22 protein-coding genes are annotated in these 25563 nt (G+C 61.2%); 9 read left to right on the forward strand and 13 right to left on the reverse strand.

Annotation, left to right across the window (positions count from 1 at the left end):
- Positions 1-224: 224 nt before the first annotated feature.
- Both V5B39_RS07245 and V5B39_RS07250 read left to right on the forward strand, forming a co-directional pair.
- A complete protein-coding gene (locus V5B39_RS07245) occupies positions 225-1868 on the forward strand; it encodes a hypothetical protein (RefSeq protein ID WP_332342245.1) in 1644 nt (547 codons plus the stop codon).
- 223 nt (positions 1869-2091) lie between these two features.
- Positions 2092-2406 (forward strand): DUF3579 domain-containing protein, encoded by a 315-nt coding sequence (locus V5B39_RS07250; RefSeq protein WP_332342246.1) that lies wholly within the window; start codon positions 2092-2094, stop codon positions 2404-2406.
- 147 nt (positions 2407-2553) lie between these two features.
- Here the strand turns inward: V5B39_RS07250 and V5B39_RS07255 are convergent, their stop codons facing one another.
- The 8 genes from V5B39_RS07255 to V5B39_RS07290 all read right to left on the reverse strand — a co-directional run bounded on the left by V5B39_RS07255 (position 2554) and on the right by V5B39_RS07290 (position 10637).
- On the reverse strand, positions 2554-3210 hold the full coding sequence (locus V5B39_RS07255; protein ID WP_332342247.1) for a tetratricopeptide repeat protein: 657 nt from the start codon (positions 3208-3210) through the stop codon (positions 2554-2556).
- Positions 3211-3234: 24 nt separating this feature from the next.
- Entirely contained in the window at positions 3235-4020 is a 786-nt protein-coding gene (locus V5B39_RS07260; protein WP_332342248.1) for an SDR family oxidoreductase, read from the reverse strand.
- Complete coding sequence (locus tag V5B39_RS07265; protein WP_332342249.1) at positions 4011-4676, reverse strand: TenA family transcriptional regulator; 666 nt, start codon at positions 4674-4676, stop codon at positions 4011-4013. Before V5B39_RS07265 ends, V5B39_RS07260 begins: the two co-directional genes overlap by 10 nt.
- Positions 4663-6159 (reverse strand): AMP-binding protein, encoded by a 1497-nt coding sequence (locus V5B39_RS07270; protein ID WP_332342250.1) that lies wholly within the window; start codon positions 6157-6159, stop codon positions 4663-4665. The genes V5B39_RS07265 and V5B39_RS07270 overlap by 14 nt, the downstream gene beginning before the upstream one ends.
- Positions 6156-6758: a thermostable hemolysin gene (locus V5B39_RS07275; RefSeq protein ID WP_332342251.1), complete on the reverse strand. Its 603-nt coding sequence runs from the start codon at positions 6756-6758 to the stop codon at positions 6156-6158. Before V5B39_RS07275 ends, V5B39_RS07270 begins: the two co-directional genes overlap by 4 nt.
- A gap of 148 nt (positions 6759-6906) precedes the next feature.
- Entirely contained in the window at positions 6907-7392 is a 486-nt protein-coding gene (locus tag V5B39_RS07280; RefSeq protein WP_332342252.1) for a methylated-DNA--[protein]-cysteine S-methyltransferase, read from the reverse strand.
- Positions 7389-8930, reverse strand: coding sequence for a DNA-3-methyladenine glycosylase 2 family protein (locus V5B39_RS07285; RefSeq protein WP_332342253.1), 1542 nt, complete (start codon positions 8928-8930; stop codon positions 7389-7391). The genes V5B39_RS07280 and V5B39_RS07285 overlap by 4 nt, the downstream gene beginning before the upstream one ends.
- Positions 8931-9095: 165 nt before the next feature.
- Positions 9096-10637, reverse strand: coding sequence for a mechanosensitive ion channel family protein (locus tag V5B39_RS07290; RefSeq protein WP_332342254.1), 1542 nt, complete (start codon positions 10635-10637; stop codon positions 9096-9098).
- A 366-nt stretch (positions 10638-11003) separates the two neighbouring features.
- Here V5B39_RS07290 and V5B39_RS07295 point away from each other — a divergent pair, with 366 nt between their 5' ends.
- Positions 11004-11900: an IS982 family transposase gene (locus tag V5B39_RS07295; protein ID WP_332342255.1), complete on the forward strand. Its 897-nt coding sequence runs from the start codon at positions 11004-11006 to the stop codon at positions 11898-11900.
- 122 nt (positions 11901-12022) lie between these two features.
- Positions 12023-12766 (forward strand): ribose-5-phosphate isomerase RpiA, encoded by a 744-nt coding sequence (rpiA, locus tag V5B39_RS07300; RefSeq protein WP_332342256.1) that lies wholly within the window; start codon positions 12023-12025, stop codon positions 12764-12766.
- Here the strand turns inward: rpiA and V5B39_RS07305 are convergent.
- The 4 genes from V5B39_RS07305 to V5B39_RS07320 form a co-directional block, all read right to left on the reverse strand.
- Positions 12745-13017 (reverse strand): oxidative damage protection protein, encoded by a 273-nt coding sequence (locus tag V5B39_RS07305; protein ID WP_332342257.1) that lies wholly within the window; start codon positions 13015-13017, stop codon positions 12745-12747. The two genes, rpiA and V5B39_RS07305, sit on opposite strands and share 22 nt — an antisense overlap.
- Positions 13018-13123: 106 nt before the next feature.
- Entirely contained in the window at positions 13124-14443 is a 1320-nt protein-coding gene (gene argA / locus V5B39_RS07310) for an amino-acid N-acetyltransferase (protein WP_332342258.1), read from the reverse strand.
- Position 14444: 1 nt separating this feature from the next.
- Positions 14445-16151: a polyphosphate:AMP phosphotransferase gene (pap, locus tag V5B39_RS07315; RefSeq protein ID WP_332342259.1), complete on the reverse strand. Its 1707-nt coding sequence runs from the start codon at positions 16149-16151 to the stop codon at positions 14445-14447.
- Positions 16144-16905: a 16S rRNA (uracil(1498)-N(3))-methyltransferase gene (locus tag V5B39_RS07320; protein WP_332342260.1), complete on the reverse strand. Its 762-nt coding sequence runs from the start codon at positions 16903-16905 to the stop codon at positions 16144-16146. The genes pap and V5B39_RS07320 overlap by 8 nt, the downstream gene beginning before the upstream one ends.
- Positions 16906-16962: 57 nt before the next feature.
- Between V5B39_RS07320 and V5B39_RS07325 the strand changes: the two genes are divergently transcribed.
- From V5B39_RS07325 to V5B39_RS07345, 5 genes are all read left to right on the forward strand, one after another.
- On the forward strand, positions 16963-17514 hold the full coding sequence (locus tag V5B39_RS07325; RefSeq protein WP_332342261.1) for a thioredoxin family protein: 552 nt from the start codon (positions 16963-16965) through the stop codon (positions 17512-17514).
- Positions 17515-17577: 63 nt separating this feature from the next.
- On the forward strand, positions 17578-18387 hold the full coding sequence (locus V5B39_RS07330) for an inositol monophosphatase family protein (protein ID WP_332342299.1): 810 nt from the start codon (positions 17578-17580) through the stop codon (positions 18385-18387).
- Positions 18388-18433: 46 nt separating this feature from the next.
- Positions 18434-19525, forward strand: coding sequence for an iron-sulfur cluster carrier protein ApbC (apbC, locus tag V5B39_RS07335; protein WP_332342262.1), 1092 nt, complete (start codon positions 18434-18436; stop codon positions 19523-19525).
- A gap of 110 nt (positions 19526-19635) precedes the next feature.
- A complete protein-coding gene (locus V5B39_RS07340; RefSeq protein ID WP_434735664.1) occupies positions 19636-21333 on the forward strand; it encodes a dCTP deaminase domain-containing protein in 1698 nt (565 codons plus the stop codon).
- A 112-nt stretch (positions 21334-21445) separates the two neighbouring features.
- Complete coding sequence (locus V5B39_RS07345; RefSeq protein ID WP_332342264.1) at positions 21446-23683, forward strand: arginine/lysine/ornithine decarboxylase; 2238 nt, start codon at positions 21446-21448, stop codon at positions 23681-23683.
- A 168-nt stretch (positions 23684-23851) separates the two neighbouring features.
- Here the strand turns inward: V5B39_RS07345 and V5B39_RS07350 are convergent, their stop codons facing one another.
- On the reverse strand, positions 23852-25303 hold the full coding sequence (locus V5B39_RS07350; RefSeq protein ID WP_332342265.1) for a hemolysin family protein: 1452 nt from the start codon (positions 25301-25303) through the stop codon (positions 23852-23854).
- Between the last annotated feature and the right edge of the window lie 260 nt (positions 25304-25563).

Below are 25563 nucleotides of genomic sequence, written 5' to 3' on the forward strand. Positions count from 1 at the left end.
AAATGCGGTAGACCAAGGCCAAACGGTTAGCCAAAACATGTATTACGCATACTTAGGACCAGGCGGGCGCTAGTCGTCTGGTCGTGCCGAACGTGATGCGAAAGTGAAAAATTCACAGCCTCTGAGCCGACCAGCGCGGTGCTGCATCGGCGCCATCGTGCGAGACTGCCGGGCTCGGCTTCGCCTCATCATATTGTCCATTCTCCTGGAAGGAGTGTCCCGTCATGAGCTTCCACCTATTCCGGATCAACGAGTTGTACTCCAACCCCACCGGCACCATTCAGTTCATCGAACTGACGGTTGGCAACTTCAACGGCGAATCGCATTGGGCGGGCGTGGCGATCAGTTCATCCCGTGAGGGGGTGACCCATACCTTCACCTTCCCCAGTGACCTGCCCAGCAGCCGCACAGCCAACAAGTCGGTACTGGTCGCCACCCAGGCATTCGCAGACCTGGGTCTGGTCGCTCCCGATTTCATTATGCCGGCTGGTTTCCTGTTTACCAGCGGCGGGAGTCTGAACTTTGGCGGGGTGGATACCATCACCTACGCTGGACTGCCCGTCGACGGTGTTCGCAGCCTGGCGCGCAGCGGCGACCAGGTCAGCGCCACGCCCACGAACTTTGCCGGCACCGCGGTAAGCGTGCCCGTGCTCAACGCGCTGGAGATCAACGGCAGCAGCAACAACGATGTGCTGACCGGCACGACCAGCAACGAGCGGATCGATGGACAGGCGGGCAACGACACCCTCAGCAGCGGTGGCGGCAATGACCTCTTGCTGGGCGGCACCGGCGATGATGTCATCCACAGTGGCAGTGGCAACGATACCATTGACGGTGGTGACGGCTATGACTACCTGTATTTCAGCGCCGCCACCGCTGGAGTGGTGATCAACCTGGCGACCGGAACGGCCAACGGCGGCGCCGGATCGGATAGCATCGCGGGCGTCGAGCTGGTATTCGGCTCCAGCTTCAATGACACCTTCATTGGCAATGATGCGTCCGTCGGGTTCCTGGGGGGCGATGGCAACGATACCATCACCGGTGGTGCAGGCCGCGACCACTTGGAGGGGAACGGCGGTGACGACACCATCGACGGACTCGGCGGGGTCGACATCGTCGCCTATTACAGCGCAGCGTTTGCCGTCAATGTCAACCTGACTACCGGCCAGGCCACTGGCGGGCTGGGCAAGGACACCCTGCGCAATATCGAAGACGTGACCGGCAGCGTTTTTGGCGACACCCTGACCGGCAGCACCGGCGATAATCGCCTGGAAGGATCCGACGGCAACGACACCTTGATCAGTACCCGTGGCAACGACACGCTGGACGGCGGCAATGGCGTCGACACGCTGGTCTTCGCACTGGCGCGCAGTACCTATACGCTGCAGCGCTCGGCCGGTGGCACGTATTCGATCGAGAAGCCCGACAGCGCCGGGGCAGACACTCTGGTCAGCGTCGAGCGCCTGCAGTTCGCCGATCGGAAAATCGCCTTGGACATCGACGGTCATGCCGGCACCACGGCCAAGGTTCTCGGGGCCGTGTTCGGCGCGGACTCGGTCCACAACCTCGCCTACGTCGGCATCGGATTGGGCCTGCTCGATGACGGCATGTCCTATCAAGACCTGATGCAACTGGCACTCAACGTCCGCCTCGGTGCCGACACCAGCCATCAAGCGGTGGTGAACCTGCTCTACACCAATGTGATCGGGAATGCCCCTCCACCAGACGACCTGGCCTTCTTCACCGGCCTGCTCGACAGCGGTACGCTCACTCCAGCCGGTCTGGGTGTGATTGCTGCCAATACCCCGCAGAATGCGGTCAGGATCGATCTGGTGGGGCTACAGGAATCCGGCATCGCGTTTGTCTGACAACTGGCCGACACATTGCCGCACACCGGCTTTCGATATGCGCTTCCTGCCACTGCAGGGAAAGAGGAGTGGGGGTGTGTTTCGAGCAAGCACTTCTGGACAGCCGGACCCGGCAAGACCGCCGTCTTTCTGTTAGAATTGCGATGTCGACGCTGTCGGAAGGCGCTCAACGACAACCCAAGAGAGTAATTCGCGGTTCTCCTCGCTACGATACCACCGAGATATGACCACTACGTCGCACTCCTCTTTCATCATCGTCGGTCTGACCATCGCAGGCAAGAGGTTCCGCCCCAGCGACTGGGCCGAAAGACTTTGCGGTGTTTTGTCAGCTTTTGGCGCCGAGAAGAAAATGCGCTATTCGCCCTATGTCGGTCCCAGAACCTACAAGGGCGAAAAAGCGGTTTTCGTAGACGGGCGATTATACGAAGTGGAGCCCATGGCCTATCGCTTCGTACTACATTTCGCACAAGACAACGATCTGCAATTGATCCAGGACCTCGCCCCGGTCGCCGCCAGCAGCCAGCGCAAGCCAGCCTAGCCAGTGGACTGCATGGCTCACGGTTCAAGATTCGCGCCGTGCCTGCCCGCCGTACCTGCCCGCCGTACCTGCCTTATCTGGGCAATAGCCCCGTCAGCCGGGACGATCTTTGAGCAGATCGTCGTCTTCGACCGGCAGAACCCGCACTTACCTGCTTTCCTTCCTGAGCTTGGCCAGCAGGGCCTGGATTTCCTGGCGGCGACCATTGTCGGCAAGTTCGCGACCGGCGCGGGGTGGTGCCTTGAGCGCCTTTTCGAGATGCGTGAGCGCTTCGACGGTCTTGCCGCGCTCGGCAAGATACTCCCCGTAAAAGAAGTTCGGGTCAATGCCGTCCGGGTTGATCGCCAGCGCCTTCTTGAAATACTCCTCGGCGCGTTCCTTGTCGCCAAAGCCAACCGGCCAGCCCGGCACCTTGGCGTACAGCGTCGCCAGACTCGTGTACGCCGAACCGTTGAGCGCCTTGTCGTTCAGCTTGAGGGCTTCGTCCAGACGCTGACGCGCTTCCTTGGCCAGCGACAGCGCGCCGAGGCCACCCTTGGCGCCCGCCTCGCTGGATAGAACGATGCCCTCCCAGATCAGCGGCTCGGACATCTTCGGGTTGCCGTCGACGATCTTTCTTGCCTGGACGGCCAGCGCACGATAGCTGTCGGCCTGCTGCTTCTCCGGCTGACGATACTTGATCTCCGCCCATTGCTCCTGAATCGGGCGGATCAGGTCTTCTGGCGTCGACGCCAGAGCCAGGTTCGTGCAGACAAGAAAGAACGGCAGCGCAAGGAGTCGGCGTGCCTGACAAGAAATGTTCATGGGGTCAATCCTTTCTGGGGGAGATCAAGAGGAGGAACCATAGCGCTTGATGATCGCCAGCTTGCCGGCCAGTCCGCGATCGATGAGCGATGGTGCGACGCCGTTGAGCCAGGCGAACAGTCGTTCGGGAAAGCCAAAGTGATGCTCGCCGCGACCGCGGCACAGGGCACGGACGACCTGCCGGGCAACGTCTTCAACGCTGTCGCTGTGATTCTTCAGCGCACGGTTCAGTGCCTTGACGGCATCGCTGTTGAGTGGTGTATCGATGGCGCGGGGTGCGAGATGGATGACCGCCACCGACGAATCGGCCAGTTCCCGACGCAGTGCTTGGGAAAACCCGCGCAGCCCGGCCTTGGCTGCCGAGTAGGCAGCGAAACCGGGAAATGGCAGGCTGCCGAAGGTCGACCCGATGTTGACGATCGCCGCTTGCGGCTGCGCCTTGAGCCACGGCAGCAGCGCCTGAGTGAGATGAATCGGCGCATCCAGATTGGTCGCCAGAACCCGCTCGATGGTCGCCCAGTCCTGATTCTCGAACAGGCCAAAAGCGCCGACACCGGCGTTGTTGATCAGCACGTTGATAGCGAACTCGCGTGCCGCACCGGCAAGCGCTGCAATGCCCGCCGGCTGACCGAGATCGGCGCAGATACTGGCTGCACCTGGCCCCAGCGATGCGGCCAGGGAGTCAAGACGGCCGCTATCGCGCCCGGCGAGCAACAGCGTGGCACCGCTGTCGGTTAACTGCTGGGCGAGTTCCTGGCCGAGTCCGCCGCTGGCGCCCGTCAACAGAATGCGTGCGTTTTCTAGTTGCATGGCCGTCCCTCGGCGCTTGGCAGGGCCCGGAATACGTCCCCGTACAGTTTGTAGAAGACCCGCGCACTGTGCACGACATCGGCCTGATCAGCAGGCGTCATCTTTTCGAGCAGTGCCGCCAGATGGCGGGTGTGCTCCTGATCCAGGGTGCCGTGCGAACGCAGATAGGTGAAAGCGGCATTCGGCAGCGCCAGCGCCCGTTGAATGCGGTCGGCTGCCTGCAAGGCCAGAGCCACGCTGGTGCCCTCGAGGACGAAGACCATCCCGAAGAACGCCGCTGGATTGCCGCGACCGAGCAGATCGTAGGCGTAGGCGACCATGACCTCGGCCGGCAGGTCGGGCCGACTCGCGCGCACGGTGGCGGCGTCACCACCGGCGGCAGTGATATCGCCGAGGATCCATTCCTCGTGGCCAATCTCCTCGTCGATGTATTCGGCAACCGCTCGCCTCAGCCACGACAAACGTTCGGGCAGGCGCCCACCGAGGGTCATCAGCAAGGGCGTCGTATGCCGGACGTGGTGATAGGCCTGCCCGAGGAAGGCCAGGTAGCTCTCCAGACTCACGCGGCCCTGCAGGCAATCGGCGATCACCGGCGCAGCCAGCAGATGCGCGCGCTCTGCCGCCGTGGCGGCAATCAATGTTTCATGAAACGACATCGGCTGCTTCCTTCTCACGATAAAGCGCCGCCAGCCCGGCAGCGTGGTCATTCAAAATGGCACTGCGAATCGGACGGCCGTTACCGGTGGCCAGACCATTCGCGGCGCTGAACGGTGCGGCGGCAAGCCAGCGTTCGATACGCGCGTAGTCAGGCAGCGCATCGTTGGCTCGCTGTAGTGCAGCCTCCAGACTGGCGTTGTCGACGCCGGGCGATGCGACGAGCACGGCACTGAGCCAGGGCCTGCCGTCACCGGTGACCACCGCTTGCGCGATGGCCGGCTGCGCCAGCAGGATCGACTCGACCCACTCGGGTGCGATGTTGCGGCCCCAGGAAGTGATCAGGAGATTCTTGCGCCGCCCCGACAAATGGAGATGGCCGTCAGCGTCGCAGCGACCCAGGTCTCCCGTGGCGAACTCGCGCACCGGCGCGATGATCCCGTCCTGCCCGCTTGAGCGGTCACCGACGTAGCCAAGAAAGCTGCGTGTCCCGACCCGGATCTCGCCATCATCGATGCGCACGGCGAGAGGATCGAGTGGGCGTCCGACACCGATGCCGTCATCTCCTGGGCGATTGAGGCTGACCACCGATCCACACTCGGTCAGCCCATAGCCCTCGTAAGCCGGCAGACCCAGTGCACGTGCCCGAGAAAGGAGATCCGGAGAGATCCGGGCACCACCGACGGCGACGTAGCGGAGTCCCGATGGCGCACGTTGTTTCGTGGTCGCCAGGAATATTGTCCAGGCCTTGAGCAACTCGGGAACAAGGATCAGGCTGTTCGCAGCCGCTGCGCAAACGGCACGCTGCAGCGCCGCCGGAGTGAACGCAGCCATACCGTGCCAGCCCAGCGAGGACAGATCGGGCAGACAGATCCGGGCGGCGCGCAGCAGCGGCGCGTAGATGCCCGCGCAGTTCTCGAGCAGCAAGGACAGCGGCAGGACGGCCAGATGGGTACGAATCGGCAGATTAGCTAGCCGATCCACAAGCGCCCGGGCGGTCGCCATCAGGCCGGCAGCGCCGAGACAGACGCCTTTCGGCGCCCCGGTGCTACCCGAAGTGAAGGAAATCTTGGCGGTGCCGGTCGGCAGGAACACCGCCGGCACCGATCGCTGCATCCGGGTCAGCCCGTTCCATTCGCCATTGGTGACAAAACCGAGGTCCAGTTCGGCAATACGCGCCGGCTGGTCGGTCAGCAGCGTATCGGCTGCACTCTGCTCGAGGGCGTGTGCCAGTTGCGGCTGGCTGAAGAAACCGGGTAGCGGCAGATGAACGGCCCCGGCACGCAAGGCGGCGAGATCGGCAATCACCCACGCCGGCCCATTGTCGGCGAGGACGGCGAGGACGCGGGTACCCGCCAGCCAGGCGGCCAGATCCTCGACCTCCGACCGCAGCTCGGCAGCACACCAGGTTTTCGTGGCCCCCTGCAGGACGACCTCGTCGGGCGCGCGTTCGGCCAGAGTGGCAAACAGGATCCCGGCGCTCATGCGTACCGGCCGATCCGCTCGATCGCCATGCGGATTCGTCCGGCGACGACGATCGGCTGCGAGTCGTAATAATGACCCCAGGCGCCGGCGGCATCGCCGAGACGAGCAGGGTCGGCCGGGGCCAATGCCAGCAAGGGAAGGCCCAGGCGGGTAAAGATGCCGATCAGCTCACGCGTGGCGGTGAACACGACCCACTCGTAGCCCAATCGGTCGAGGTGAGTTGCGAGGGCCAGCACCACCTGTACGGTGCCGCCGGCTTTTTCGGCAGCGAGATGGCCTACTTCGACGATGCGCTCACGGCTGACTCGCTGGTTGGCCAGTTGCGCCATCGCCTCTTCAATCGGCTGGTCGAGATAGTGCTCGAGAAACAGCACGTCGCTGCGGGCAGCGCGCCAGCCAGTGGCGGCCACGATTCGTTGCTGCTCCTCGAGCAGCAGCAAGTTGGGAGCAAACGACGATACCTGGGCGCCGTGGTGGCGCGCAAAGATCGTCCTGATGAAAGCTTCGGTTTCTTTGCGCCGCGGCGAATCGACGGCACTGTGAGTGACGGTGGGCGGGTTGGAACGGCTTTGAAAAACGTCGCGTTTTGCGGTCTGCATGACAGATCCCCGGTAAGGAACTGCCGCAGTTTATGGTCCGTTGCTTAACTTCCCCTTAACAGCCATGACTTTTCCAGGCATCCTCGAAGTGGTGTCAGGGTCATGACTGTGCTGCTCTGACTACCTGTCGCGACGGCCAGCGGTGCGATCAAGCGGCGCCACCTTCGAGTCGCAAAAGAAAGGCCTTGTTGTCCAGCCCGCCAGCGTAACCCGTCAAGGCGCCGTTTGCCGCAATCACGCGGTGACACGGCACAAGGATGGCGATCGGGTTGCGGCCGTTGGCGGCAGCGACCGCGCGCACTGCCGTCGGTCTGCCGATCACTGCCGCCTGCTGGCCATAGCTGCAGGTCTGTCCGTACGGGATCCGGGTCAGCGCGAGCCACGCCGCTTGCTGAAAACCGCTACCCACGGGCGCCAGCCTGAGCTCGAACTGTCGTCGCCGACCGGCGAAGTATTCGGAGAGTTCCTGTCGCAACTGCAGGAACACCGGCAGTTGCGGCGAATCGAGCCAGGGCTCGCCTGGCGCTGGCGGATGCTTGCCACCCAGAATATGCAGGGCAATGATCGCTTCGTTGCTGGCCAACGCCAGCAGGCGGCCGACCGGCGAGTCGAAATGCGTCGAATGAGTGGTCATGCGGTTTTCTCCTGAAGGGTCCACAGGTGCATTAGCGCATAGCTGCGCCAGGGTCGCCACGGCTCGGCGATGGCCTCGGCTGCGCGCCAGCCACTGGCGGTGTTCGGCAGGCCGAGCGCCTTGAGCAATCCGACATCGTGCGGCGGCCACGCATCCGGCCAGGACAGTGCCCGCATGGCGATGTAGTGTGCCGTCCATGGGCCGATACCCCGGATCGATTGCAGGGCGGCGCAAGTCGACTCAAGGTTTGCGCCAGGTGACAGGTCGAGCTCACCGGCGACCATTTTTTGCGCCAGCGCAATCAGCGCATGCGCACGCGTGGCAACGATGCCCAGGCGGGTGAGTTCGGCCGGCATCAGAGTCGCCACCCGACTCGCCGTGGGGAAGGCAGAATTCAAGTCGGTGAAGGGGGGCGCGACCTCGAATTCGATCGGCTCGGCGAAAGTGGCAACGAAGCGCGTTGCCAGTGTGCGTGCCGCGGCGACCGTGATCTGCTGTCCGAGGACGGCCCGCACCGCGAGTTCGAAGCCATCGAAGGCCCCCGGCAGGCGCAGGCCGCTCGATCCTTGCGCAAGCCGGCCGAGCGCCGCGCCGATTTCCCAAGGGTCGGCGTGCACATCGAAAACGTGTTTGACATGGCTCAGCACGCCTGCGATTACCGGCGCAAAGGCGGGCGACAGCGTCACTTGCAGCGCATTTCTGTGCGCCTGGTCGGCCACTTGCAGCCAACTGCAAATGGCCCGCCCATCGCTGTCTCGAACGTAACGCAGGATGCGGCGATACCTGCCGTCGCTGACCGCCTCGACGCCCGCCAAAACGCGCTGCTCAAGAAAGGCGAGCAGCGCCGGCCAGTCAAACGGGGCGCGATACGCCAGGTTGAAGGTGAGGAAAGGGATGTTTTCAGCGACGGCTGCGATCGCTTCACCCGCCTCGGCCAGGCTGTTGCGCAAGCGCGTCGGAGCAAATCCATAGCGCTCCGAAAACAGCGCATTCATACGGCGAACACTGGAAAAACCGCTGGCGAAAGCGACTTCGGCGACCGGCAGTGCGGTATCGGTCAGCAATCGCTTGGCCAGCAGCAGGCGATGCGTTTGCGCATACTGCACCGGCGACACACCGAATTCGGTCTGAAAAATCCGCCGCAAGTGCCGACCGGTCACTCCGACGCGCGCCGCAATTTCGCTCAGATGTTGAACCACGTTGCCATTGGCGGGGCCGCCGATCCCTGCGATGGCGTCTTCGATCAAGCGTGCCGCGGTATGTGCCAGTTTCGCGCTCGCCTCGCTGGCGGCGAATCCCGGCGCCAGTTCCGGCCGGCACTTCAGACAGGGCCGATAGCCGGCTGCCTCGGCCGCCGCTGCGCTGACATAGAAACTGCAGTTCTCGAACAGAGGCAACTTCACCCGGCAGATCGGCCGGCAATAGATTCGCGTCGAGGAAACCCCGACAAAGAATCGACCATCGAAACGTGCGTCATGCGCCTTCATCGCTTGGTAGCAGGCCGCCGGAGTGAACCGGCCAGCATGGGTTGTAATCATCGCGGGAGGGTGGTTGGCTACAGGCATGCTGCCAGTCTAGCGGCAAGGGTTCAACGGGGCTGGCCGTTTTCGGACATTCCATTACCCGGCTGGAACAGGTTGCACGGAACCGGTAGATCGGGCGATCCGCCGTCGACAGACGATCTGCCGCGCACTGTAACGGTTTCAGCGAAATCCGAAAAACTTGCGCATCTTCCCCAGAATGCTCTGTGCACGCTGCGTAACCTCGCTGCTCGTGAGTTGCATGCGGTCATCCTCTTGAAAAGATGCCAATTTCCGTTCGCGGGTCGCGAGAACTCGTGCGATTTCCTCAGCGATTTCGGGTCGCGAGTGAATCACCTGCTCGAAGCTTGTCCTGTCCAGTCGGTAGCATTGCGCGTAATGCTTGGCGGTTAATGTGGCTCGGCGCGGCTCGCCAGTCATCATCCCAACCTCGCCGAATACCTCGCCCGGACCCAGGGTGGCGACATGACGGCGAAGTTGCCCGTGCGTTTCGATCCAGACATCGACTTCCCCTTCAGCCAGCAGGTAGAGCGAATCACCGGCCACACCCTGACGAATGATCACATCCCCGTTGGCAAACGGCGCGTAGGTCAGACCTTCGGCCATGATCGAAATCTCGCCTTCGGTTAACCCGTTGAACAGATCGGCGGAACGGAGAACCATCTGGCGACGTTGCCAATCGTGCGCCTGGCTCCGTTCTCGGCGCTGCCGTGAATCGACGACCATATGCACGCTGTGCTCGGTGATCGCGAACTCGATGCCCGCGCGCTGCAGGGCGGCGAATAGGCACATTCTGACTGCAGAATCGGTCGGAGAATCGGGGCCAGCGTCCACCAGCCAGTAACGCAACGCATAACGGCTGAATCCGGAACCGAACTCCATCAGCACACAACCAGGCTCGGGCTCCCTGGCAACATTCGGGATGTCAGCCGCAGTAACTGCCGCGACGGCAAGCTCGATCACCCGTCCGGGCGGAACCGAGCAGTGCACGTTGAACCACAGCCAGCGCCGCCACTCCGGACACCGCTGGGTCGGACTGGAAATGACGGTGAACGGGTTCTTCATCAAGACACTGTTGGGAAAGACCACCGTTTCGCCGTCTCGCGTCTCCACCGCCGTGTAACGCCAACGGATTTCCGAAATCCGTCCCGATACACCGCTGATGGTAATCCAGTCGCCGATCTTGAGCGAACTCTCCAACTGCAGCAGCAGCCCCCCCATGGTGTTGCCCAGCGTGTCCTGCATCGAGAAGGCAACGACCGCAGTAATCAGTGCCGAAGTGGTGACCAGGCTCGCCAGATCCATGCCCGCCAGTCGCAATCTCACCAACACCCAGGCGATGTAGCCGACAAAGACCAGCAGGTCTTGGATAATTCTCGGTGTGCGCAGGCGGATCAGTGGGAGGATCAGACGAAACAGCAGCAGCCCGGTCAGATGGATCATGATCAGACCGGAACCCACGACAAAAATCTCGTGGACAATCTCTGCCCCGGTGTACAGACCGAAGGCTTCGAGCACGGCTGAAACGAACTTGCCAAAAAGACAAAAGGCGTAGAGTTCCAGCGAGTTGATGATCGCCTTGCGATCGGCACGCAGGAAACGGAGGAGAACAAGCCCCAGCCCATAAGTGAACCCCAGCGCCCAAGGCAATTCCGGGCGCCAGAAATAGCCGACTGCGGTTTCCCACAGCTTAAGCATCGACATGGCTCATCCCCCATGCGCCGCTGCCGGCTTGGTAGCGAGCGCGGAAAGTTCCAGATTCTTGCGGGCAGTGCCGATCCGACCTTTCAACCATGGCTTCACCGGCAGCTCAGCCAGGCAAGGTTCATGTGCAGCAAGTCGCGCTTGCGAAGGTGCCTCTTGTCGGGTCGTCGACCAGTCCTGCCATTATGACGCGCAACTTACGTTTGGAGGAAAAATCTTGGCGGACGTAAATGATTAACGTCAGTTCGGGATAACGAAGCCGGAAAAGTGGCGCTAACCTGTTGATGAGAAACCGATGGGCGTCGCCGTTGTCTGGGTAAATTGGGTGCATGACCTAATCAACCCCGTTATACAGAGGGCCTCATCATGGACGAGATGACCGACACTGACTGCCGGATAGACGACTTTTACAAAGCGGCCGAACCCCAACTCAAGGCCCGACTGCTGACCGATGGCAAGCGTCACCGGTCACGGAAAGGCAGTCTTTCCCTACCCGAGTTGATGACGCGGGTGGTGCTGTTCCATCAGATTCGCTACCGGCAGTTCAAGTCCTTCTACCTGATTCATGTGTGCCCACACCTGCGCGCTGAATTTCCCCGGCTACCGACGTATCAGCGGTGTGTCGAGTGGTTGCCGCGCTGCGCGATAGCGCTGGCCGCTCTGTTCGAGGAACTCACGGGCCAGTGCACGGGAGTGTCGATGGCCGATTCGACGCCCCTCACCGTCTGCGAAAACCTGCGGATTTCGTCTCACCGGGTCTTCCAGGGCATGGCGGCGCGGGGCAAGAGTTCTACCGGCTGGTTTTTCGGGTTCAAACTCCATCGGGTCATCAATCACTTGGGCGAACTGCTGGGCGTCAAGCTCACTCCGGGCAATGTCGATGACCGCAAACCCTGGTGCCACTTTGCGGAGCGGCTCTTTGGCAAACTGTATGCCGACAAGGGCTATATCGCCAAATGGCTTACCGCCTTCATGAAGGACCTTGGCATTGATTTTGTGACCAAGGTCAAGAAAAACAGGAAGCCCGTCGCCCTGACTCCCTTTGACGAGGCGATGCTACGGCAGCGATCGCTCGTGGAAACCGTCATCGACGAACTGAAAAACCTCTGTCAGATCGAGCACACCCGCCATCGCTCGCCCATCCATTTCGCCGTCAATCTGCTGGCCGGCCTCATCGCCTATTGCCTCATGCCCAATAAGCCAAAATTGTTGCTACAAGACGTCCGTCGGCTCTCTCAATCCCCCACGCTTATCCCGAACTGACGTTAAATGATTACGATGACGTGGCACCCGAACATTTTTATTCCCATGCTTGCAGTTTCCAGGGTAGCGTTCCGGCACTTCGATACAATGGCGGCATCCAATTCTCCGCAGCAGAAACCGCCATGACTCAGGACGAACTCAAGAAAGCTGTCGCTCGCGCGGCAATCGCACAGGTGATCGAGGGAGAAATCGTCGGCGTCGGGACGGGCTCGACCGCGAACTGCTTCATCGATGAGCTGGCCCGAATCCGGGACCGGATCCGGGGGGCGGTGGCAAGTTCGGAGGCAACGAAAAAGCGACTCGAGAGCCATGGCATCGTCGTCTTCGAACTCAACGACGTGGCCTACCTGCCGGTCTATGTAGACGGCGCCGACGAGATCAACACGGCGATGCAGATGGTCAAGGGCGGAGGTGGCGCGCTGACGCGCGAGAAGATCGTCGCGGCCGTCGCGCAAAGATTCGTCTGTATTGCCGATGAATCGAAACTGGTGTCGGTACTGGGTAGTTTTCCGCTGCCCGTCGAGGTCATCCCGATGGCGCTTGGCCATGTCCGACGCGAACTTGCCCGGATCGGTGGCACACCGCAACTGCGCGAAGGTTTCGTCACCGACAACGGCAACCTGATCCTGGACCTCGGCGGACTCGCGATTGTCGATGCGATCGAACTTGAAACCCGCATCAACCAGATCGTCGGCGTGGTCAGCAACGGCCTGTTCGCCCGCCGTCCGGCGGATGTCTGCCTGCTCGGTACGGCTGCCGGGGTGAAAATGCTGACCGCCGACCGAATGGTCGAAACCGAACAGCACGAGCCGGCTGTTCAGTCGCCGTCAACCTACGCGACCGCTCAGGCGCGAGGCGGCACGTAACCCTGCACCTGGTCGGCGCCGCTACCGAAGAAATGCCTTTCCATCTGCTCGGTCAGATACTTGCGATGCGCAGCATCGGCCAGATTGAGGCGGTTCTCGTTGATGATCATGGTCTGCATGCGCACCCATTGCTGCCATGCTTCCTTGGCGACCGATTCAAAAATCCGCTTGCCCAGTTCACCAGGAACAGGGGGGAAATCAAGACCTTCAGCCTCGCGACCGAGCTTGACACAGTTGACCATTCTTGCCATTGAAACCACTCCTTAATACCTGAAGACATTGGGGAAATTTCGCCGAGGCGAAGTTGATGTGGAAGTCACTGTAGCAACGCACGAATCCGATCCTCTTCCAGAAACCTTACAGTTCCTTCATCAATACGATCGAGCGGCGTTGCAGGTTATAGACCAGCCGTTTTTCGGCCGGTAACTCGTCAATCGGGCGGACACTGAAACCACGTTCCTTGAACCACTGCGAAGTCGCCGTGGTGAGGACAAACAGACGCCTGACACCGGATGCACGCGCCTGCGTCTCGATCCGCTTCATTAGCAGCGCACCATAACCCCAGCGACGATAGTGTGGATGCACGGCCAGACAGGCCAGTTCGGCCTGTTCCTCGCCGTAGGGGTACAGCGCGGCACAGCCGACGATCACGCCGTCGTGTTCAACCACCGAGAAGCGTGTGATCTCACGTTCGAGCAACTCGCGCGAGCGACGTACCAGTGTGCCATCTTCCTCGAGCGGCTCGATCAGCGCCACCAGGCCGCCGATATCGTCCGGCCCGGCGTCATGCAACTGCTCAAGCGATTTCTGGGTGATCACCGTGCCCACGCCGTCGTGCGTGAAGAGTTCGCGCAGCAAGGTGCCGTCCTCGTCGTAACCGATCAGGTGCACGCGCCCAACGCCGGCCCGACTGGCCCGAACTGCACAAGGCAGGTAGCGTTTGAGATCGGTCGACAACCAGTCGCCGAGACTGATCAACCTTTCCGCAGCCTCGACGGTCAGCTCATCGAGCAGAGCACCGTCGATGTCGGTGGCGCCCCGGCTGTCGCTCAGAAAGATCAGCTTGTCGGCGAGCAGCGAGGTGGCCACCGCCTCGGCCACCTCCTCCATCGCCAGGTTGAAGATTTCCCCGGTCGGGCTCGAACCGATGCACGAAAGAAGGACGATATTGCCAAGGCCGAGCTGCGCACGGATGCCCTCGGCGTCCAGCTTGCGCACCTGCCCCGAGTATTGCAGATCGACGCCATCGACGACTCCGACCGGCTTGGCCGTAATGAAATTGCCGCCAACGACGCGAATCGTGCTGTTGGCCATTGGCGTATCGGCAAGACCCTGCGAAAGCAGGGCCTCGATTTCGACATAGATGCTGCCCACCGCGTCGATCACGCAGGCGATCGCCTGGGCATCGGTGACGCGATAGTTGCCATGGTAGACCGATTGCAGGCCGCGCTCGCGCATCAACTTCTCGATCTGTGGCCGTGCGCCATGCACCAGCACCAGGCGCACACCAAGCGCGGCCAGCAGATTCACGTCATAGGCCAGCGTACGTGCCAGTTCTCCGGCGATCGCCTTGCCGCCAAAGGCGATCAGAAAGGTCTTGCCGCGAAAGAGATTGACGTACGGCGCAACCGACCGGAACCAGGCGACGAACTGGCCAGCGCTCAAGTCCTTGGACATCTCAGATGGCGGGTCTGTCCTTCTCTTCGGTCTCGACGGCTTTCGCCTCTTTGGCCGCCCTCGCCTTCCCGGCTCTCGACGCATTCGCCGGCCGGGTTTTCGACTGCTTGGCATGCTCGGTCTTCGACTCGTGTTCGTGCTCCTCCTTGACATCCCGCATGTCCGCTTCCTTCGTCACCTCGGTCTTGGGCGCTTTCGCGGCCAACACCCTGGGCTCTTTCATCGGTTCGACCTTGAGTTCTTTCTCCAGACGCTCGCAGATCGTCCGCAGCACCTTGATCCGGGCAAACAACTTGTCGTTGGACTCGACGATCGTCCACGGCGCAGTGCCGGAACTGGTCCGGTCGATCATGTCGCAGACCGCTTCATGGTAGGCCCCGGCCTTCTCGCGGTTACGCCAGTCTTCCTCGGTAATCTTGAAGCGCTTGTGCTCGACCTTGGCGCGTTCCTCGAAGCGTTTGAGCTGCTCATCGTCGCTGATCTGCAGCCAGAATTTGATCACAATCCCGCCAGCATGCCAGAGGTCATGCTCGAAATCATTGATCTCGGAATAGGCACGCAACCAGTCCGCCTCGCTGCAGAATTTCTCGACCCGTTCGACCAGCACGCGCCCATACCAGGTGCGGTCAAATATGACCACTCGTCCCAGTCGCGGCATGTGCCGCCAGAATCGCCACAGATAGGGTTGGGCGCGCTCCTCTTCGGTCGGCGCGGCAATCGGAATGATCTGATACTGGCGTGCATCCATCGCCGACATCACCCGCCGGATGGCACCGCCCTTGCCGGCCGCGTCCGAACCTTCAAACGAAAGAATCAGGGCCCGCTTCTTGAATTCAGGGTGGCGCATCAGTTCCGCCAAACGCCCTTGCCAGGTCGCAAGTTCGGTTTCATACACCTTTTTCGTCAGGCTTTGCGTCATGTCCAGCGAACTCAGCACGTCGAGACGGTCGATCCGTGGCGAGAAAGGCGGGGCCACCGGCGAATTCTGGTCGCGCCTATCGGCCAGGCGCTTCTGCAGCGAATCGAGAATCGTCTTGCCAACAGTCAGCGAGCGATAACGGTCGTCGGTGCCCTCGACGATGATCCACGGTGCCCAGGGAGTATTGGTCGTGCGCAACAGGTGGCCGGCTACTTCCTGCATCTTGTCGTAGGTCTTCAGGCGATCCCAACTGGTCTTGGTGACCCGCCAGCGGGTCAGCGGGTTTGCCTCGATTGTCTTCAGTCGCTCGCGCTGCGCATCCTTGGAAAGGTGTATCCAGAACTTGAGCACCAGCGCACCCTCGTTGACCAGCATCGCCTCGAAGCGATTGAGCTGATCCATGCGCTGATCGAAATCGGATCGCGAGAGGCTGTTGCCAATCCGCTCGGCGATCGGATGCGAGTACCATGAACCGGCGAAGATTCCCATTCGCCCTTTCGGGGGCAGCGCCCGCCAGTAACGCCACATCGAGGGGTGGGCACGCTCTTCGGCCGTCGGCGCATAAAAGGCGTGTGTCGACAGGTAACGGGGATCCATCCATTCGTAGAGAACGTTGATGGTTTCCCCTTTCCCGGACCCGTCGACGCCGCTGATCAGGATGATCACCGGAAAGCTGCCGTTCTCGCGCAACTGGTACTGCGTTTCGAGCAGCGCCGCGCGCAGCTTGGGCTCCTCTGCCTTGAACGTTTCCTTGTCGATCTTGTGCCCCAACTCTGCTGATTCAAACATCCGTCGTCTCCTCTTTCAAGTCACCCCATAAAAACTGGATTGCTGCCAGAGCAGCCAGACCAGCGGTTTCGGTACGCAGGATGCGCGGCCCCAAATGCACCGGCAAAAAACCGGTCAGGGCCGCCAACTGCGCTTCCTCGGGCGTGAAACCGCCCTCGGCACCGATCAACAGCTCAACCCACCCACCTGCTGGCGGTCCCGGCAGCTTCGCCAGTGAACGCCGCGCGCCGGGCGCCAGCAGCAGGCGCAGAACGCCTGCCGCGGGTTCCCGGGCCAGCCAGTGTTCAAGGCTCTCCGGAACAGAGACTTCCGGCAGCCGGTTGCGCCCGCATTGTTCGCAGGCTGCAGCGACGACGCCGCGCCAGTGTTCAAGCCGACGCAATGCGCGTTCGCCTTCGAGGCGTAGCACACTGCGTTTCGAAACGACCGGAACGATGTGCCGGACACCCAGCTCGACGGCCTTCTGTACCGTCCAATCCATCTTTTCGCTGGCCGATAATGCCTGCACCAGGGTGACCGACAAGGGCGATTCACGCTCGCTGCCAATCCACTCCAGGATATCGACGCGGACCCGCGCCCGTTCGATGCCAACGATCCGGGCAGGATATTCCCCGCCGGCACCATTGAAGAGGGTCAGGACATCGCCGCTACGCAGGCGCAAGACCTTGATCGCATGCTGCGCGACCCGTTCCGGCAAATCGACGCACACGCCGACCGCAAGCGGCATCGGGCAATGAAAGCGGGGACCATTCACCGTGGTATTATAAGAGTTTCCTTGCTTGATGGTCGTTGTTTGGAGGCAGTTCGCTTTATGGCGCTCAATACCCCTGTTTGTGACTTTGGCTGGCAAGCACCTGACTTCGAGCTTGAGGATACCCTCGGCTCCCGGCAGACGCTCGCCAGCCTGCGCGGTCCGAATGGTCTGTTGCTGATGTTCATCTGCAACCACTGTCCCTATGTCAAGGCGATCATCGACCGAATTTGCCGCGACGCACGCGAACTGCAGACCCTGGGGATCGGCGTCGCAGCGATCATGAGCAACGATCCGGCCGAATATCCTGAGGACTCCTTCGACAACATGCAACGCGTGGCCCGGGATCTGAATTTTTCGTTCCCTTATCTGCATGACGCCACTCAGGAGGTGGCACGCCGTTACGGTGCGGTGTGTACGCCGGACTTCTTCGGCTTCAACCGCGACCTGCAATTACAGTACCGTGGACGGCTCGACGCCAGCGGCCGCATGCCGGCTCCCCCCGATGCCCGACGCGAGTTGGTCGAAGCCATGCGCCTAGTTGCCGAAACCCATCGTGGCCCACACCAGCAGATTGCCAGCATGGGTTGCTCGATCAAGTGGCGCGACTGATCCAGAATGCGCAATGAAGAAGGCGCAGGCTCTCCGGCGATCACTGACGCTCACCTGAAGCGCATGCTCGATGCCTGCGTCGCGGTGGTCCGCGAGGTTGCGCAGCGGGAAATCATTCCACGCTTCCTGCGCGTCAGTCATGGAGAACGCAAGGACGACGGTTCGCTGTGCTCGGAAGCCGATCTCGCAGCACAGCATTTTCTCGTCGGGCGCCTGACCGAGATCCATGCCTGTCCGATCATCGGCGAAGAAATGCCCCCGGAAAGGCAACGTGCCGGTTGGCACGAGGGCAGCACCGACGAGCACGGGCTGTGGTGTATCGACCCGATTGACGGCACCACCAATTTCATCAACGGGCTGCCCTGCTTTGCCGTTTCCATCGCCTGGATGAATGCGCGGCGAGCACGCCTGGCGGTGACCTATAACCCGGTCACCGACGAAATGTTCTATGCCCGCGAAGGCAATGGCGCCTACCTCAATGGCCGCCGCCTGCCCTTGCGCCAGGTGACTGCGGATATCCGTCGCGCCGTCGGTGGCGTCGATTTCAAACGGATCCCGAAACCACTGGCTGACCGGATCGCCGTCAGCCCGCCTTTCTACTCGCAGCGCAATTACGGTAGTTCGACGCTCGACTGGTGCAATCTCGCCGCAGGCCGACTTGACCTCTACCTGCACGGCGGCCAGATGCTCTGGGATTACGCCGCCGGCAGCCTGATCCTGCGCGAGGCCGGCGGCCAGATGTGCACCCTGGCACAGGATGACTACGACGCCGATGATGTCTGGCGGCGCCCGGTCATCGCGGCCTTACACCCGGCCGTCTTTGCTGCCTGGCGGGACTGGGTTCGACAGTCCCGCCAGGCGGAGAGCGTCTGACCGGAACCAGATGATGCAGTGTGATCCACTACAGGAGCTTTTGACCATGGCTGTAACGACTGAAGCCGTCCAGGCGGCACTCAAGGAGTTGATCGATCCCAATACCCAAAAGGATTATGTCTCGACACGTTCCGTCAGGAACATCCGGATCGACGGTGCCGACCTCTCGCTCGATATCGAACTGGGCTATCCGGCCAGAACCCAGCTTGACGACATCCGTCGTGCGGTAATCACGAAACTCAGGAGCCTCCCCGGCGCCGGCAATGTCAGCGTCAACGTCACGGTCAAGATCGTCGCCCACACCGTCCAGCGCGGCCTGAAGCCGCTGCCCGGCGTCAAGAACATCATCGCCATCGCCTCCGGCAAAGGGGGCGTCGGCAAGAGCACGACGGCGGTCAACCTGGCCCTGGCGCTGGCCCAGGAAGGGGCCAGCGTGGGTCTGCTCGACGCCGACATCTATGGGCCTTCACAACCGCAGATGCTGGGCCTGGCCGGTCAGAAACCGGAATCGCAGGATGGTACGTCGATGGCCCCGCTGCAGGCGCACGGCCTGCAGGCGATGTCGATCGGTTTCATGATCGACATCGATTCACCGATGGTCTGGCGCGGGCCAATGGTTACCCAGGCGCTCGAGCAATTGCTCAAGCAGACCAACTGGCAGGATGTCGATTATCTGGTGGTTGACATGCCTCCCGGAACCGGCGACACGCAACTGACGCTGGCGCAAAAGGTACCGGTCACCGGTGCAGTCATCGTCACCACCCCGCAGGACATCGCCCTGATCGACGCACGCAAGGGGCTAAAGATGTTCGAGAAGGTCGGCATCCCGATTCTCGGCCTGGTGGAAAACATGAGCATCCACATCTGCACGAAGTGTGGCCACGAGGAATACATTTTCGGTCAGGGCGGCGGCGAGCAGATGTGCCGGGACTACGACACCGAGTTCCTCGGTGCCCTGCCACTGGAACTCTCGATTCGCGAACTGACCGACTCCGGCAGGCCGACCGTGGTCGGCGCACCGGAATCGCGCGCCGCCGAGATTTATCGGACGATTGCTCGCCGCCTGGCGGTCAAGGTGGCCGAGCGCGCCCGGGACATGAGCGCCAGGTTTCCGAGTATCGTCGTCCAGAACACCTGAGCCGAGCGCCTGCCCCTTGCTTCCGGAGACCTGCCGAACAGTTTCTTCCATGGCCCGGACACCGTAGAATGGGAACCTTTCCTGCGCAAGCGGTGTTCGGATGACCAGCAATGTCAATCAAATCGGATAGGTGGATCCGCCGCATGGCGGCAGAGTACGGCATGATCGATCCTTTCGAGCCGAATCAGGTGCGCGCGATCGATGGCCGCCGCATCGTTTCCTACGGCACCTCCAGCTACGGCTACGACATTCGCTGTTCAAACGAATTCAAGCTGTTCACCAATCTCAACTCGACGATCGTTGACCCGAAGAACTTCGATCCGAATTCGTTCGTCGAGGTCAAGAACGATTTCTGCATCATCCCGCCGAACTCCTTTGCCCTGGCACGCACCATCGAGTATTTCCGCATTCCGCGCAGCGTCCTGACAGTCTGCCTCGGAAAAAGTACTTATGCCCGTTGCTTCCGCGGCGATACCCGCGTAGCCCTGCTCGACGGCACGGCACCGACCCTGGAGGAGATGGCCCGCCGAGCGGAAGACGGTGAGTTGTTCTGGGGCTATGGGATCGGCCAGTTCGGCAGGATTGGCGCAGCAATGCTCGAAGCACCTCGCTTCATCGGACGGGATTCATTGCTGGAAATCACCCTCGACAATCGAACGGTCATCCACTGCACGCCCGACCACGAGTTTGTCCTGCGCGATGGCAGGCTCATGCCCGCGTGTCAGTTGCGTCCGAACGATTCCTTGATGCCCCTCTATCGCCGCTTGGTGCGTGGTTACGAAGCCGTCTATCAACCCTTGAATGGCCATCTCTACCCCACTCACCGCCTTGCCGATGAATGGAATGTTCGGCATGGTATCTATGAAGACATCCCGGCTACGCACCGGCACCACAAGGACTTCGACCGCCTCAACAACTCTCCGTGGAATATCGGGCGCATGCAGGCTGCCGAGCATATCCGCATGCACAATGACAAAAGCTACGGGGCAGACTTTGACCCAGACGAGCACAGCTTGGCAATTCGCGAAGCCTTCAAGTGCTTACGAAGCAGCAGGCCGGGGTGGATCGAGCACTTCTCGAAGGTCCAGCGCGAGCGTGCCACACCATTCTGGAGCGACGACAGGTACACACAGGCGCGCGCGCGCTTGCGTGAAAAGCAATCGGAAAACTGGACCGAGGAGCGCCGTCGCCAGCAGCGGGAGTCCATGGTACGACACTATTCGGATCCACATGCCAGAGAAGCACAGGGAAACAGTTCGCGCGAAGCCTGGGCAAGAGACACGGGCGAACGCCGACAACGCCAGGCGGAAGTCGCGCGGGACATCAATCTGCGCGGGGAGATCAACGCGGACCGGGTACGTTGGGCACTCGACAGCACCGGTTCGATCCGTGGCGCCGCACGGCTTCTGAAATGCGACCGCTCGGTATTCCATCGCTTCCCGGAGGTTCTTGCCGCGTTTCGGGGACAAACACCGTATAACCACAAGGTTGCCGGTATCCGGGAATTGGCAGGGGACCATGACGTCTATTGCCTGACCGTGCCCGAAGCTGGCAACTTTGCCCTTGCCTCCGGGATATTCGTCAGCAACTGCGGCATCATCGTAAACGTCACGCCCTTTGAACCCGAGTGGGAAGGTCATGTGACGCTCGAGTTCTCGAATACGACGCCACTGCCTGCCAAGATTTACGCCAATGAAGGGATCGCGCAGGTTCTGTTCTTCGAATCCGACGAGGAATGTGAAACATCATACAAGGATCGTGGCGGCAAGTATCAGGGCCAGATGGGCGTGACCTTGCCGAAGATCTGATGGGCATGCGACGCCACATCATCCCGCAGGGTACCGAGGCAGGCAGGCAAATCAAGTACGCTGCACTGGTCGTTGCGCTTCCGTCCTCTCACTCTTGAGACTGGATCCCTGAATGCATTTCAATTTCCCGGTCATCGTCATCGACAAGGACTACCGTTCGGAAAACACCGGCGGGCTCGGGATTCGCGCGCTGGCCAAGGCGATCGAGAAGAAGGGCTTTGAAGTCTTCGGCGTGACCAGCTATGGTGATCTGACTTCGTTTGCCCAGCAACAGAGCCGTGCCTCGGCCTTCATTCTGTCCATCGACGACGAAGACTTCAGAAATGGCAAGGCCGACCAGACCGTCGGCAGCCTGCGCGCTTTCGTCAAGGAGATTCGCTGCCGTAACGAGGACATTCCGATCTTCCTGTACGGCGAAACGCGTACCTCGCGCCACATCCCGAACGACGTGCTGCGCGAGCTGCACGGCTTCATCCACATGTTCGAGGATACTTCCGAATTCATCGGCCGCCACGTGGTCCGCGAAGCCAGGGCCTACCTGGAGAGCCTGGCGCCGCCCTTCTTCCGCGCCCTGACGCACTATGCCGAAGACGGATCGTATTCGTGGCACTGCCCCGGTCACTCGGGCGGTGTCGCTTTCCTGAAGAGTCCGGTCGGGCGGATGTTTCACCAGTTCTTCGGCGAGAACATGCTGCGCGCCGATGTCTGCAACGCCGTCGAGGAACTCGGCCAGTTGCTCGACCACACCGGTCCGGTCGCTGCCTCGGAGCGCAACGCGGCCCGCATCTTCAATGCCGACCACCTTTTCTTCGTCACCAACGGCACCTCGACCTCGAACAAGATCGTCTGGCATTCGACCGTCGCACCGGGCGATGTCGTCGTCGTCGATCGCAACTGTCACAAATCGATACTCCATTCGATCATCATGACCGGTGCCATCCCCGTTTTCCTGATGCCGACCCGCAATCACTACGGGATCATCGGGCCGATCCCGAAGGAAGAGTTCCGCCGGGAAAACATCCAGAAGAAGATCGCAGCGCATCCTTTCGCGCGCGCGGTCGCGGCCAAACCGCGCGTGCTCACCATTACCCAGAGCACCTACGACGGGATCCTCTACAACGTCGAAGAAATCAAGGAAATGCTCGATGGCGTGATCGATACCCTGCACTTCGACGAAGCCTGGCTGCCGCACGCGGCTTTCCACGATTTCTACGGCGATTACCATGCCATCGGTGCCGATCGCCCGCGCTGCAAGGATGCGGTGATCTTTTCGACGCAATCGACGCACAAGCTGCTGGCGGGTCTCTCGCAAGCTTCGCAGATTCTCGTTCAGGATTCCGAAGGGCGCAAACTCGACCGCGACGTCTTCAATGAAGCGTACCTGATGCACACCTCGACCTCGCCGCAGTACGCAATCATCGCCTCCTGCGACGTCGCCGCAGCAATGATGGAAGCCCCCGGCGGTACCGCGCTGGTTGACGAGTCGATTGCCGAAGCGCTCAACTTTCGCAGCACCATGCGCAAGGTCGAGAAGGAATGGGGTGCCGACTGGTGGTTCAAGGTCTGGGGACCAGACGACCTTGCGGGCGAAGGCCTCGCGGATCGCACAGCCTGGATCCTCAAGCCCGGCGAACGTTGGCACGGCTTCGGCCTGCTCGCCGAAGGTTTCAACATGCTCGACCCGATCAAGGCGACGGTCATCACGCCGGGGCTCGATGTCGACGGAGACTTCGCCGATTGGGGAATTCCCGCGGCCATCGTCACCAAGTACCTGGCCGAGCACGGAATCATCGTCGAGAAATGTGGCCTTTATTCCTTTTTCATCATGTTCACCATCGGCATCACCAAGGGCCGCTGGAACACGCTGGTCACCGAACTGCAGCAGTTCAAGGATGGTTACGACCAGAACATGCCGTTATGGAAGGTCATGCCGGAGTTCCTGGCGAAGAATCCGCGCTATGAGAAGCACGGGCTGAAAGACCTGTGCAAGCTGATCCACGGCATCTACTCGGCCAACGATGTCGCACACCTGACCACCCGCATGTACCTCTCGGACATGGAGCCGGCCATGAAGCCGACCGACGCTTTTGCTCGTATGGCCCATCGCGAGATCGACCGTGTTCCGATCGACGATCTGGAGGGACGGATCACCAGCACCCTGCTGACGCCCTACCCGCCGGGGATTCCGCTGCTGATCCCTGGCGAGCGCTTCAACGCCACGATCGTTCGCTACCTGCAGTTCGCGCGCGATTTCAACGAGCGCTTCCCTGGCTTCGAAACCGACGTCCACGGCCTGGTCAAGGCGATCGTCAACGGCAAGCCGGTCTACTCGGTCGATTGCGTTCGCTAACGGTCATGACTTTTCCAAGCACCTCCCGATCATGAAAGTCATGGCCGTTTCCCTCTCCCCCGACCCCTCCCCCGCAAGTGGGGAGGGGAGATTCGTGAGTCGCTGACGCGACTTTCACATTAAGGCAGCGCGTCGGAAGCGCCGCGACGCGCGCCTGGCAAGCCGTCGCTAGCGGCCATCCGGTTCGTGTGGATCTTCTGCGGAGGGTGCATTGATATCTGCTGCCGAAGAATTTTCGACCAGACGCACGACCCCATCCTCTCCGACGGCGGTATCCTCGAACTTCAGAAGGGTGATCCGATGGTTGTCCATCTCGAGCACCGTCAGTTGTCCGCCTTCCAGTTGAACGGTATCGCCGACCTTCGGCACGCTGCCGTGCTTCTTGTAGAACAATCCCGCCAGGGTGACGTAATCGTCGTCGGTCGGGAACGGGAAATCAAGCAGGGCGTCGAGGTCGGACACCCGCATCGAGGCGTCGATCTCGTACTGACTGCCAAGCAGTTTCCTGACTCGCCTCGCCTGACGAGTGAATTCGTCCTCGTAGTCGCCGACGATTTCCTCGAGGATGTCTTCGAGCGTGATGATCCCTTCGGTGCCGCCATACTCGTCGATCACCACCGCCATCTGCTGCCGGGTACGCTTGAAATCCTTGAGCAGGTCGCTCAGTAATTTGCTGTTGGGAACGACGTACGGCGCCTGCACGAAGTCGCCGACGGGACGGTGACTGACTTCCTGAAGCGTCTGGCCAGTGCTCTCGGCCATCACGGTCAGCAGTTCCTTGATGGCAACCACGCCGGTGATCCGGTCCAGGCTCTTGTCGTACACCGGAAAGCGCGCGTGCGGCACGTCGCGGAAGACACGCAGGGCGTCGGCCAGAGTATCTTCCTGCGCCAGGGCCCGGATGCGCGTGCGCGGGATCATGGCCTCGCGCACCGTGTGCTCGTCGAGTTTGAACACCCCGCGGATCATCTCCGTTTCCTCCGGCGCCAGTGTCCCGTCCTTCTCGCTCGCCGAGAGAATCATGCGGATTTCCTCGACCGACATCGTGAAGTGGCTGTGGCCCTCGCCTTCGAGATTCCGCTGCCCGAAAAGCCGCAGCAACGCGTCCGAAGACAACTTCATGATGTAGATCAGCGGCCGGAAGGTGAGGTAAAGGATGTTGATGATGCCGCCAACCGCCATGCTCATTTGTTCGGCCTTGTGGAAGGCCAGCACCTTGGGCGCCAGTTCGCCGGCAACCACATGCAGAAACGAAATGACGACAAAGGCGAAGACATACGAGACCGTGTGCGCCGCCTTGATGAGCGTTTCGCTGTCGCCGAACAGGGCAAAGATCGAAACGAAGGTCGAATCCATCAGCGTGCTGATCGTCTCCATGCCGACGGCGCCCAGGCCGAGCGAAACCAGCGTAATGCCGACCTGGGTCACCGAGTAGAAACGTTCCGGCTCATTGTGCAGCATCTCGACCCGCGCTGCACGCTTGTCGCCTTCCTCGGCGAGCTGCTTGATGCGGCTGCGGCGTGCCGAGGAGATGGCAATCTCCGAACCGACAAAAAAGGCATTGCCGGCAACGAAAGCCAGGATCAGCCCCAGGTTGATGTAAAGATACGGGTGCTCCATCTGTATGCTCCTCCGGTATTTTCGTCGGCCATGAACCCCGCGTGCTCCCGTGAGAGAGACAACCGGAACCCGTGCCATGGTGACCGCGTGCGCTTCATCACTCTTGCTTTTTTGCAGGTTTTCCCTCTGCTTTCGCCGCAGCGCCCGAATAATACGCCATTTATGCCCAAACTCTAGCACTTCATCGCAATATGGTACGCTTCAAATATGGTACGCTTCAAAAAGTGGCGAACCGCCCCTCGCCCAAACCCTTGCAGCGT

Source organism: Accumulibacter sp. (assembly GCF_036625275.1).
Taxonomy (GTDB): domain Bacteria; phylum Pseudomonadota; class Gammaproteobacteria; order Burkholderiales; family Rhodocyclaceae; genus Accumulibacter.